The organism is uncultured Shewanella sp., from assembly GCF_947495455.1.
In the GTDB taxonomy this organism is placed as follows: Bacteria; Pseudomonadota; Gammaproteobacteria; order Enterobacterales; family Shewanellaceae; genus Shewanella.
Genome location: NZ_CANLZC010000053.1, coordinates 24,438 through 37,266, shown reverse-complemented (window position 1 = coordinate 37,266; position 12,829 = coordinate 24,438). Strand labels below are relative to the sequence as shown.

Genomic DNA, 12,829 nt, shown 5'->3' with positions numbered 1-12,829 from the left:
ACAATGCCATGAAAGTTCCCAAATAAAATCAACTTCCTGGGAATCACCTGTGAGTAAAAAAACTGGGGATTCATCAGGCATGGGTCTAGGTCACTCAGTAAAACAAGGCACTGTTGGTGGTGTGTATGATTATGGTGTGGGTTATGGTGTCGATTATGAATTTTCGACAATCATGGGGTACCCTCATGAATTTAACACGACCAATCAGTTAGCAGTATTTTCTGATCCTGATCGTATATGCATATCTGGTTATGCTTGTGGTCGCAGTGATGCCGATGCACAAAAAGCCTTGAGTTTGGTCACTAATGCTATTGCTGCCTTTAGATAATCGGATATTGTAATCAGAATGAGTCACTGTTCGTGGCTCATTAAAGCTTAGGTTTCACTCATATCGCTAAGTTTATACTGCTGGAAAAATCATAAAAGATCATGTTTATTAGCATTAAGGCTGTGTGTTAATTGCGCTAGCATGGCTTGTTTTCGATGGTTTTCTGCAAAACTGGCGTGAATGCTGTTAACAAGTAGTTTATGAGTTTGTATTTGGGTGAGATGTAAAGATTGGCTGAGAGCGTAAAAATTATCGGTTAAATAGCCGCCAAAATATGCTGGATCGTCAGAATTGACGGTCACGCATACACCTTTTTCTAACAAATCAAGAATACAGTGTCTTGACATATCGGGGACAATAGCCAATTTGACATTTGATAAAGGGCATATTGTGAGGGGCAATTGAGTGTCAACTAAATAACGAATGAGCTTAGGATCTTCGATGGCTTTTATGCCGTGATCAATGCGTGATACGCTTAGTGCATTAATGGCAGACCAAATATGGGTTGTTGAACCTTCTTCGCCAGCATGAGCCACTGTCAGTAACCCCAAGGATTTTGCTTTGCTAAACACTTGAGTAAACTTTTCTGGTGGATGATTTTTTTCGCTGCTATCTAGGCCTACCGCTGTGATAAGGTCTAAGAAGGGCTCGGCTTGCTTAAGGGTTTTGAGTGCATCGCTTTCATTTAAGTGTCTGAGAAAACACATAATAAGCTTACTGCTTATGCCAAAATGCTTGTTTGCTTCAGTTAATGCGGTAGCGATCCCTTTAATGACAGTTGAAAAAGCAATGCCTCTTTGAGTATGGGCTTGAGGATCGAAAAAAGGTTCAATATGAATAATGTTATGTTGTTGGCATTTTTTAATATAATGCCAAGTCAGATCGTAGAAATCTTGTTGAGTGATGAGAACCTGAGTAGCTTGATAATAAATGTTTAAAAAATCTTGTAAGCAACTAAATCGATAGGCTTCATATAACTGACCTATGGTATTAAAGGGGAGTTGTATTCCATTCTTTCTGGCAAGCGACAACATAAGTTCAGGCTCTAATGAACCTTCTAAATGAATATGCAGCTCAACTTTTGGTAGAGCCAGTAACCAAGGGTAGGTGGTGATGGCCATAGTGAATTTATCATCAGCTGTTTTAGTTAATATTAGATTAAAATTCACCTAGTCGCTGCATAGTAGAGCGGATGTTTCAGGCGCTATTTCAGACTCGGTCTGAAATGTTCCGGTAACAAAAATTGTTTTACTTGATGAGTGAGTGGACATGTAAATTCAAAAAAACATGAGGTAAGTTGAAGGTTAATACTGTCACTGCTGGCATGCCCGTGGAGTCTGTCGCCGACGACGGGGTGGCCAATACTGGCCATATGGATTCGAATTTGATGTTTTCGACCCGTTTCTATGGTGACTTTGACTAATGACTGGTTTTTAGTCGAGCAGTATTTTATTGGCTCAATATGTGAAATAGCGTTTTTATTCTCAACGGGGGTATCAATAGTCAACTGCTTTTTATGTGTTAACTTATCGAAGGGCATCTCGATATGAGTGCTGTTTTGGATATCACCTTCAACAATGACATGGTAATATTTTTTTAGTGCGCGTAACTCAAATAATTTGGCCAGTGCGGCGGCAGTTTTTTTACTGTGGGCAATAATAATGAGTCCTGTGGCTGCTCTGTCTAATCGGTGCACAATATAGGCGGAGCGATTGGGCGTTGTTTGGGTTTCGACAAAACGTTGAATCGTGGTGTGATCGCTCCATTTCGACCCTTGGCATCGCATACCATAGGGCTTATACCACAAGCTATAATCTCCTTCGTCAAATAACAACTTTGCCGTGGGGACGGCTTCATTTAGTACATCTTCATTATAATAAAGGTGTAATTTGTCTCCGGCTAAGTATTGGGTTTTAGAGCGCCTTAACCTTTGGGTCTGCTTCCCTCTTGTTAACCATACTGCGCCTTTTTTCATACATTTCTTAAGCGTTTGAAGTGAAAGGTTGGCAGTGTCGGCAAGGGTTTTTAGGCCGTCTTGTTGTTGGTTATCGATTTTAATGTGAATTTCTTGCTTGGAGACGGACATAGATTACACAGATGGCTTTATTTCGGCTCATATTTTACATCAATTTATTACACTATGGGTATAGTTTTCATTAGCTTGATAAATAATATGATAAGGATAAATACGATGAATACGAGATTAATGGAAAAGGTACAGCAATGGCTTGAATGGGATTGTGATGCTCATACGCGGCAAGAATTACAGCAATTGATTGATATAGGTGATGAGTCGCAATTGTTAAATCGCTTTTCAAGTCGGTTAGCCTTTGGTACGGCAGGCCTTAGAGGGAAAGTGGGAGCGGGCCCAATGCGAATGAATCGTTTAGTGGTCCAGCAAACATCTGCAGGTTTAGGTAGATATTTGAAGCAGCATGTTGAGAATGCTGAAAATAAAGGGGTCATTATTGGTTATGATGGCCGCCATGATTCGAAACAGTTTGCGCAAGATGCCGCCGGTGTGTTATTGGCAATGGGCATTAAAGTGTACCTTACTCATAAAATGGCACCTACGCCTCTTATTGCTTTTGGAGTTTTGCATTTAAAGACTGCTGCTGGAGTGGTGATTACGGCAAGTCATAATCCCCCTGAATATAATGGGTATAAAGTGTATTGGGAAAATGGCGCTCAAATCATTGCTCCCCATGACACTGGTATTGCAACTTGTATTGAAGAAGCGGCAATGAAGCCTGTTTTAATGCAATTACCCCATACCTATGTTGAAGAAAATAAGGCTGTGAAGTTGGATGAAGCCTTTTATCAAACGTATTTAAAAGCGGTATTACAATCGCCTGAGTTGAGTAATCATACTCAGCCCTCATTAGTCCGTTTAGCTTATACTGCGATGCATGGAGTTGGGGCGGAATTAGCAGAGGCCTTGTTGAAAGAAGCGGGCTATGATGCCGTCTACAGTGTTAAAGCGCAGCGAGATCCAGATGGTGACTTTCCTACGGTGAGCTTTCCTAACCCAGAAGAAAAAGGTGCTATGGATTTAGTGATAGCGCAGGCGAGAAAACATCAAACAATGTTAGCTTGTGCCAACGATCCTGATGCCGATCGTTTTGCTGTGGCATTAAGGCGTGATGATGATTATCAAATGTTAACAGGTGATCAAGTTGGCGTCTTGTTAGGGCATTATTTGTTAAGTTTTTCTCCTCCCCAGCAAAGGTTGATCTGTACCACTATTGTCTCTTCGAGTTTGTTGGCTAAAATTACCGCTGATTTTAATGGACATTGCTGTATTACCTTAACGGGTTTTAAGTGGTTAATGAATGTGGCGATGGCAGAAAGCTTGCCTGAACGGCAATTTTTATTTGCTTATGAGGAGGCTTTAGGTTACTGCATAGGAGGGACAGTTAAAGATAAAGATGGACTGTCTGCATTATTGGCTTTTGCACAACTCACGGCTGAGCTTGCCAGTCAAGGGCAAACTATTTGGAATAGGCTGTATCATATTTATCAAAAGTATGGTTTTCACCTTAATGAGCAAGTCAGTATTGCTCTGCAAGAGAGTAAGCCTAATATTGGGGCTTATTTACGAGAACATCGACCTGAAAAAATTGCTAATTTAACCGTCTTATCCATTGATGATTTAAGCCTTGCGAGGCGTTTCAATGCTGATGGCAGTACAGAATTATTATCCCTTCCACTCAGTGATGTGTTGATTTATCAATTGGAAAAAGGGGCTCGGGTTATTGTAAGACCTTCTGGAACAGAGCCAAAAGTGAAGTGTTATTATGAGATAGTGGAACCGATGAAATCTACCGAGTCATTGATTGATGTTCAGTCTCGTGCAAAAACGAAGATGGCTGTGTTAATACAAGAGCATCAAGCGAGTTTACCCACTTAGCTAATCGTTTGAGGATGTTTTTGATGTTGCTGACAAAGTGTGACATAACGGGAGTGGGTCACTAATGCAAAAAAGAGCACTGTGATAATGATATGTCCCCATATTGATTCGTTAACATATAATAACCAAAGAAAAATGACGAAAGGAGAGCTGAATAATAGGCTGTTTTTTAGTTGAGACTTTCCTTGTATAAGGATATAACTTGCTGACAAGATAGATAATAAGATCGTTGCCAGCAAGATGTCTTTATTGGGAAGTGTATACATGATGAGTGATGTGATGATAAACACGGGAAAGGCAAATATTTTAGTGTGTGGGCTTAGGGCAGCCATACTGATAGGTGCAGCCATATAGCCAATGAGATGCAGCATAGTGACTGTGACCATCAGCTGAGCCCAGTTGTCAGCTTGCAGTAAAAATATTAAAGCGATGAAAAAGTTAGTTAGCATCGCCGGAATGGAAATGTTTTTTTGGGGATGAATATGGCGACTTAAAAAATGGGGCGCCTGTTTTTCCTTTGACATGCCGTAAAGCATACGTGAAGCGCTTCCTAAAAAGCTATATCCCACTGCGGAGGGAGTAATGATACTGTCAATGAGTAACAATAGAGTGAGAAAATGTAACCCCAAGGCTATAGTGAGTCCAACAATAGGTGAGCTCATATTAATGCCTTGCCAGCCTTGAGTGAGTTTATTGGTGGGCATAGCACCCATAAAACTAAATTGTAATAGTAGATAAAAGAGCAGGATGATAATGATAGAGATCACAATGCTCAGTGCAATATTACGCTTTGGATGACGGATCTCACTGGCAAAGGCTGTAATAACTTGAAAGCCGTTAAATGCATAAATGAGTCCTGATGAGACTATGGCCGGAAAGATATCACTGACCCCATAATGATTATTATTATTTTGGGTAAAATTATCGGTATTAATATGGGAGGCTAACAGAACAGCGATGACAAACACAGGCGTAAAAATTTTTAGTACTGTGATAATATTATTAACCCTTGATAAGAGTTTGATGCCATACCAGTTAATTAATAAGTATAAACAAAGAAAGGCTATTCCAAGGCTTTTTCCTATGCCTGTTAATTTACGATCCACCATGATTAACTCACCCAGAAAAGGGGCTAAATACTGGGTAGAAGCTTGGGCTTCTGTGGCAATGACAATGGCAATACCAAACCAAGCAGAAAAGGCAAACGGGATCCCAAAGACGGCATTATGGCTAATGGCGGTGATCCTTGCATTTATGCCTCGATAAGGGTACTTAGCGGCGATATGGGATAAGCATAATGCGATGGCAATAATAAATAAAGCGGCAAAGATCCAAGTAATAAAAGCATAATTACCAGTATGTTGGGCCACAAGTTGTGAGCTGAATAACCAGCCTGAACCGACCATACTTGTACAACAAAGTAAAATACTACTAAAGAGCGATAATTTAGGTGTATTTGAATGAGGCATTTTTTATGTTCGTTACATTAGTGGCGAAATGTGAGATCTGTAATGAATTTATTATGGCAGTAATTGAAGTAAATGCTGACAATATTACAAAGTCAGTGGAAATTGGTATGGTGCAGCTGTTTTTATTTCACAAGCTATTTTTGATGGGGTTATGTCAGTTATAAGCTTTATTGTTGTAAAATGGGGCGCTAGGGCTTAAACCTGAGACTTAAATTAAAATTTTGTGCTTTGTTTGTTTTTGGCACGGTGATGTTAGGAGTCAGAGTGATGTCAGTTACAATCTGCATTGCAACTGACATAAATCACCTTTAAACCTGAGCCGCGTGTTTGGTATTGTTTATTTTTGGGGTAGGTGCATTATGTTCTCTGTGCCGATTTTTAAATTGTTTACAGGTGTCAACATAACGCGAGTTCGTAACAAACAGGAAGAATACAATGGCTAAAATAGCGGCAATGATCATAGAGTGACTAAAATAGATCAACCAAAAGAAAATCAGTGTTGGACTGCCGAAAATGAGACTTTCCTTAACATGTTTTAAGCCATTAATGATCATGTAGCTTACAGATAACACCGTGATCACTAAGTTACTCAATAGAATATCATGGGAAGGTACAGTCATCATCAGTAGTGTAATGATGACAAAAATGATCAGGCCAAAGGGTTTTGTTTTGGGTTTTAGCGCAGACATGCTCACAGGTGCAGCCATAAAACCAATAAGGTGCAGCATAGTGACGATGACCATCAAGCCTGCCCAACTCTCAGCTTGTAATAAAAAGGCCACAGCAATGGTGAAATTAACCATCATAGAAGGGACTGAAAAACCTCTGTTTGGATTAATGTATCGGCTTAAGAAACTGGGTGCTTGTTTTTCTTTGGACATAGCATAGAGCATGCGTGAAGAGGTACCGAGATAGGTGTATCCAACAGCAGAAGGGGCGATAATACTATCGGACAGGAGCAATAGGGTTAAGAAGTTTAGCCCAAGGACCATAGTTAATCCGACAATGGGAGACGCCATGTTTATACCTGCCCACCCATGTGAAAGCATGTCTTTCGGAATCGCTGCCATGAAAGCAAATTGCAATAATAAATAGAAGGCCAATACAATGCCGACGGATATTAAAATCGTTAATGGAATATTTCTCTTAGGGTTTTTTATTTCGCTTGCAAAAGAAGCCACCACCTGAAAGCCATTAAACGCGTAAATCATGCCAGAACTCACAATGGCGGTGATAATGGTCGTTGGAGAATAATGAATATTGCTTACTTGAGTAAAGTTACTGATGTCGACGTGAGAGGCTAATAAAATAGCGATAACAAATACGGGGGTAAAGATTTTTAATACTGTAATGGTATTATTGATGCGAGCGAGGAGTTTTAATCCATACCAATTGATGAGTAAATAGATACAGAGTAGTCCTATGCCTATTGACTTTCCTGTGAAAGTGAGTGCGCCATTTTGCATTACACCCTTACCAAGAAAAGGCGCAAGATATTGGGTTGTTGCTTGGGCTTCTGTTGCGATGACAACTGCAACACTGAACCAGTTTGCAAAGGCAAAAGGCATTCCAAAGGTCGCATTGTGACTGATGGCGCTCATTCGAGTGGTTGCACCTCGATGAGGGTGATCTGAGACAACACTGGAAATACACATTCCAATCCCAATGATGATAATCGCCGCGACTATCCAAGATAGGAAGGCGTAGTTTCCTGCTTTTTGCGCGACTAATTGGGAACTAAATAGCCAACCTGAACCGACCATACAGGTACAGCATAGTAAAACAGCACTAAATAGTGAGATTTTATGCTTTTCTCTTGTCTTTATCATTGTAAGCTCTTACTTCAATTATCGTTATTTGGATAGCTATGGATATAAGAGAATATTTAATAACAGATTATTTATGGGTGACTGAATAATACTCTATATATGACCATGCTTATTATTATTGATTGCTAATTATATTGTTAGGTTTTTCTATATCATCAATTTGAAATGATGACTCATTGTCTGATAATCAATATAACGGTATTTATCTTTTCCTGTAAATAATAAAGCAATTAATATTGATGCTTTTCTTAAGGTTGTTAATAATATTTCCGCTATTTTTTGTTTTTTTAGTGATTCATTTATAAGTGATTGTTTTTTTGTGTTTTTATTTGTCTTCGTTTTTTTAATACAAGGTTGATTTTTTGCTGGAATTATAATGATAATTAATTTTATATTAGATCAAATGAAATTTATCTATTTATTACAGTCGTTTTTTTTCATGTAAAATGTGGGTTCATTATTAAATTAAGTTAATTTTTAAGTGTGATTTTTTCTAGTGTTAATTACTTTTATCATTTTTATAGCATTTAGTGTTAATTTGTTACAAATTTCAAACGGTTTTTATGGCGCTTTTTATAATATAAGGTTTTTTATTTGAGATTTATTTCGTCTGTTCAGGTGAAATTAAGGGAGCATTGTAGTAAATAATACTTGCTAGCTTTATATACATCATATATGTTTTGTATATATAGCGTATATTGTAAGGTGTGGGTAATGGGTATTGTCAAAATTTCAGATGTATTACATGAAGAAATTAGAAAGTCGAGTCAAGTGATGTCTCGTTCGATCAACTCACAAGCTGAGTTTTGGATAAAAATGGGCATGTTAGCAGAATTGAATCCGACGATGACTTTTCAGTCACTGATTAAATTGCAACTTGAGAAGGAACAAGTGGATTTAGGAGACTTAATTCATGAATGATATTTGTCTTAAATCAGCGGATGAAGTGGCTTTGATGCGGCAATCTGGCCAGCTTTTGGCGCGAGTTTTTGCCATGCTTGATGATTTTATTCAGCCTGGTATCACGACAATGGCAATTAATAATAAGGTTGAAGACTTTATTATTCATCAATTACAAGCACGTCCAGCGAGTAAAGGTCAATACGGCTATCAATATGTACTGAATACGTCAGTGAATGATGTGGTTTGTCATGGTATACCGAGTCTTCATTATAAGCTGAAACAGACGGATATTATTAATGTAGATATTACACTTGAGAAAGAGGGCTTTATCGCTGATTCAAGTAAAATGTATGTGTTAGCGAATGCCAGCCCTTTGGCGAGACAGCTGGTGGATGTCACTTATGCTGCGATGTGGAAAGGCATTGAATGCGTCAAACCTGGTGCTAGGCTTGGAGATGTGGGTCATGCGATACAGGCATATGTTGAACATTTTGGCTATAGCGTCGTTAGGGAGTATTGTGGTCATGGCATAGGGCGAAAAATGCATGAAGCGCCTCAGGTGTTGCATTTTGGGCGTCAAGGTAGTGGTGTGATTTTAAAGCCGAATATGACATTTACGATTGAGCCAATGATTAACCAAGGAAAAGAAAAGGTCAAATTAAAGAAAGATGGTTGGACAGTGGTGACTCGTGATAAAAAGTTATCGGCGCAATGGGAACATACCGTGTTAGTGACTGAAGATGGCTTTGAAGTCTTGACCTTAAGGGAAGAAGAAAAAGCATTACTTGATTAATTGTGATTTTCTATCTTTTAATTTTCGTCAATGCATATCAGTATAATTAAATTCTAAGAGGTGTTTATTCCAAAACCTTTCATCCTTTGGTTTGTATTTCATTGTTTGAGGACTAGTCTTAATCTTACAGGGCGTATTTGATTGAGGCGTGATTTTTTATGGAAAAGCATGTGCACTGGTTAATGTTTGTTTGGACTTTTTCAAGCTTATCCTTTGCTGAATGCCAATTACCAACGAATGATAAGCCTCCAATCGTGTTAGGAATGTCTACAGCATTGAGCGGTCCTGTACAATATTTAGGTGAATCAATGCGAGATGGAGTTCAAGCTTACTTCAACAAAGTTAACTGTTTAGGTGGATTACACGGCAGAGAAGTTAAACTGATCACTCGAGATGATGGCTATCAACCTAGTGCGGCTTTGATGAATGTTAAAAAGCTCATTATGCAAGATGAGGTATTGGCCATTATAGGGAATGTAGGGACGCCAACGGCTAAATTGACAGCGCCTTATATCACTCAACAAAAACGTGTGTTTTATGCGCCTTATACTGGAGCTGGAATATTGCGTAATCAGCCTGCTGATGAGTATATTTTTAATTTTAGAGCCAGTTATGCTCAGGAAATGCAGGCTATCATTAAGCATATTTTTAAAAATGGCATTAAGCCTGGAGAAATTGCGTTTTTCTTACAGGATGATGCTTATGGGCAGGCAGGACTGAATGCCGCGACTAAGGTACTCACTCATTATGGCTTTACGCATATGGATGAATTACCAGTGACTCGATATCCTCGAAATACGGTAGATGTTGATGGGGCGATTATTCAGCTATTGGATTTAGTTAAACCTCCTAAAGCGATTATCCTTGTTGGTGCTTATGCTGCTTCGGCAAAGTTTATTAATCACAGTTATAATTTATTTTCTCACACCCTGTTTTATAATTTATCTTTTAGTGGGGCCACCGCGTTATCCAATGAATTAGCTGTGTCTAGTGATCGTGTTTTTATTACTCAAGTTGTCCCTTTTCTTGCTCATACTTCAGTGATAAAGGAGGTATTTAAAGGCGATTTAAATATGTTTTTACCTAATGTGATGCCTAATGAGATAAGCTTTGAAGGCTATTTATCAGCTTATTTGTTTATTGAAGCGCTACAGCAATACATGGAAGAGATTAATGCTGAAGGGATTAAAAGTGCATTAGAAGCTTTGTCGGTGTCGCAGATAGACTTTGGTTCTTCTCTTTCGTTTTCAAGCACAGATCATCAGGCTAGTGATAAAGTATGGATGATGCAGTATCAATATCAAAAAGGCTTTGTAAAGCAGGTTGAGGAAGAGTAATGACAATGAGCGCTATTTTGGCTTATTGGCGAAAGTATGGATTACATAATAAGCGCTTATTCACTGTGTGTTTACTCATCACTATGATGATAACAGTGATCACCTTAATGCTTTTTATCGCCAATTGGCAAGTCAACCAAATTCAGGATGATGAAACCCGTCGTTATTTACTGTCGAACAGTCACAAAATACAAGAGAGTATTGAAAAACATTTTTTCAAAGTGGAGTTGGTTAACCGAGAGTTGAGTCAGGCACTATCTAAAGAGGATCAATCTGAGCAAGATATCGTTGGTATTATTGAAAATGTGGGCTCGATTTATGATGGCTTTAGTGGTATAGGGGCTGCATTTGAGCCTTATAGTATTAATGATAAGTTACGATTATTTTCACCTTATATGATGCAACAAGATCATAGCTATGAAATGACTCGAATTGATTTATTATATGATTATACTGCAGATGAGTTACATTCATGTGAAACGGGAAACTGGTATCATTGTGCTGTACAGATAAAAGAGGGGTGGCTGCCTGTCCAATTTGATGAGCAGAGTAATCGTTGGGTGATGAGAGATGTGATACCTCTTATTCAAAATGAGAATAGAATTGGGTTTTCTTTTGTGAATATTGATGTGACCAGTCTTTATGATGAAATTAACTCTGTTGATTTAGGGGATGAAGGATATGCCATTATCTTTGATCAACATGATAAACAAATTTATCATTCTCGTTATCCTAGTATTGTTACTGAAGATGGCGATACTTTAAAGGAATATTTTAAAAATGGAAGGTCAGTAGAATGTCATAGTGAACATGACAATAAGACCTGCCGTTTTATGCTCATTGCTAATGAATTGACTGGGGTGCCTTCCTATTTATATCTTTTTGATATTCAGCAAACGGATTGGAAGATTGCTGTTGTGATTGAAAAAGCGTTTTTTTCTCATCATAAACTGCTGGTTCATCTTACTGAACTTCAAAGTTGGGTTAAAGTCCATCCTTATGCTTTAACGCTCTTTTCTGTATTAACCGTCTTTATTTGGGTATTGTTTTTTAATTTGATCTGCAATAGAAAGTTGCAATTGGGATTATGGAGTTCTTCACTTATTCTGTCATTGAGTTTTGTTATTGCGATTTTATACCTTTGGTTATCTCAGGATGATACCGTGGTATTGCCCGATAAAGGGTCAATGCTGATCACTAATGATGCAAGTTTACGCTCATTTGTCAGGGATTATAGTAAAAGCAGTTTAGAGCAACATAAAGAGCCTCCTATTTTTATTCCTACAGGAATGACGGTTCAATCAACAAAAATTGATGATGATAATAACTTAGTGATGTCCGGTTATGTATGGCAGCGTTATCTATTGTTTAATCATTATAATATCGAAAAAGGTCTATCTTTTCCTGATGCGATAACGAGTAAAACGAATCAACTTTATGATCATAAAGAAGGGGATTATCAAACCATTGGTTGGAGCTTCAGGGTAAAAATATCAGGTCACTTTAATTATGAAACTTATCCTTTTGATAAGCAGAATATTTGGTTAAGAATTTGGCCAAAAGATTACCGAAAACATGTTATTTTAATTCCAGATGCTCCCGCTTATGATAATTTAAATACCAGTACTCGTCCTGGACTTGAAACTGATTTTTCTATTTCTGGTTGGCAAGTTAAGAGGTCATTTTTTGATATTCGATTTAATGATTACAATTCGACATTGGGAATAGACAGTAAAGCTAATAAAATGCATGTTCCCGAATTACATTATAATATTCAGATTGTTCGTAATGTCATCGATCCTTTTGTTTCTTACTTATTTCCTGTGGTTATTGTGCTTTTAATGCTATATGCCGTCTTACTCACAAATTCAAGAGATGAGAGTCGTATTGGGTTAATTGGGTTTAATGCACTTGAAGTCCTTGCATCTTGTTCTGCTTTGTTTTTTGTTGCTTTGTTGGCACATGTTGAGTTGCGTTCTCATATTGGTGCTAATGAACTTATTTATATGGAATATTTTTTCATTATTGCTTATACCATGGTATTGATTGTTTCAGTTAATTCCATTTTATTTAGTTGGGGAATGAATATTCGCTTTGTTCAATATGCCGATAATGCTTTACCTAAATTATTGTACTGGCCTTTATTAACAGGATTGTTGTTTATTTTTACTTTAGTGGTATTTTGGTAGCTATTTTAAACTTAAGCTTAAATTGAAATTAAGAATGTTTTATTAAAAAATTACCCATTTCGAGCGATAAA

9 protein-coding genes and 1 pseudogene are annotated in these 12,829 nt (G+C 37.9%); 6 read left to right on the top strand and 4 right to left on the bottom strand.

Features of this window, described 5'->3' with window-relative positions; all coding sequences use genetic code 11:
• Positions 1–328, top strand: a pseudogene (locus Q0791_RS14345) (hypothetical protein); the annotation flags it as partial.
• A gap of 89 nt (positions 329–417) precedes the next feature.
• On the opposite strand, the gene Q0791_RS14340 reads toward Q0791_RS14345, so the two are convergent.
• Together Q0791_RS14340 and Q0791_RS14335 are read right to left on the bottom strand one after the other, a co-directional pair.
• Positions 418–1,497 carry an adenosine deaminase gene (locus Q0791_RS14340; protein ID WP_299007612.1) on the bottom strand — a complete coding sequence of 360 codons (1,080 nt, stop codon included), beginning with the start codon at positions 1,495–1,497 and terminating at the stop codon, positions 418–420.
• 35 nt (positions 1,498–1,532) lie between these two features.
• Positions 1,533–2,414 carry an RNA pseudouridine synthase gene (locus Q0791_RS14335; RefSeq protein WP_299007610.1) on the bottom strand — a complete coding sequence of 294 codons (882 nt, stop codon included), beginning with the start codon at positions 2,412–2,414 and terminating at the stop codon, positions 1,533–1,535.
• Positions 2,415–2,519: 105 nt separating this feature from the next.
• Here Q0791_RS14335 and Q0791_RS14330 point away from each other — a divergent pair, with 105 nt between their 5' ends.
• Positions 2,520–4,238 carry a phospho-sugar mutase gene (locus Q0791_RS14330; RefSeq protein ID WP_299007608.1) on the top strand — a complete coding sequence of 573 codons (1,719 nt, stop codon included), beginning with the start codon at positions 2,520–2,522 and terminating at the stop codon, positions 4,236–4,238.
• Here Q0791_RS14330 and Q0791_RS14325 read toward each other — a convergent pair.
• Entirely contained in the window at positions 4,235–5,707 is a 1,473-nt protein-coding gene (locus Q0791_RS14325) for an APC family permease (RefSeq protein ID WP_299007605.1), read from the bottom strand. The genes Q0791_RS14330 and Q0791_RS14325 overlap by 4 nt on opposite strands.
• A gap of 308 nt (positions 5,708–6,015) precedes the next feature.
• Complete coding sequence (locus Q0791_RS14320) at positions 6,016–7,536, bottom strand: APC family permease (protein ID WP_299007602.1); 1,521 nt, start codon at positions 7,534–7,536, stop codon at positions 6,016–6,018.
• 714 nt (positions 7,537–8,250) lie between these two features.
• Here Q0791_RS14320 and Q0791_RS14315 point away from each other — a divergent pair.
• From Q0791_RS14315 to Q0791_RS14300, 4 genes are all read left to right on the top strand, one after another.
• A complete protein-coding gene (locus Q0791_RS14315) occupies positions 8,251–8,457 on the top strand; it encodes a ParD-like family protein (protein WP_299007599.1) in 207 nt (68 codons plus the stop codon).
• A complete protein-coding gene (gene map, locus Q0791_RS14310) occupies positions 8,450–9,232 on the top strand; it encodes a type I methionyl aminopeptidase (protein WP_299007596.1) in 783 nt (260 codons plus the stop codon). The genes Q0791_RS14315 and map overlap by 8 nt, the downstream gene beginning before the upstream one ends.
• 158 nt (positions 9,233–9,390) lie before the next feature.
• The gene (locus Q0791_RS14305) at positions 9,391–10,569 is read left to right on the top strand and encodes an ABC transporter substrate-binding protein (RefSeq protein WP_299007592.1); all 1,179 of its coding nucleotides are present in this window, start codon (positions 9,391–9,393) and stop codon (positions 10,567–10,569) included.
• Positions 10,569–12,758 carry a hypothetical protein gene (locus Q0791_RS14300; protein ID WP_299007590.1) on the top strand — a complete coding sequence of 730 codons (2,190 nt, stop codon included), beginning with the start codon at positions 10,569–10,571 and terminating at the stop codon, positions 12,756–12,758. Before Q0791_RS14305 ends, Q0791_RS14300 begins: the two co-directional genes overlap by 1 nt.
• The last annotated feature ends 71 nt before the right edge of the window (positions 12,759–12,829 follow it).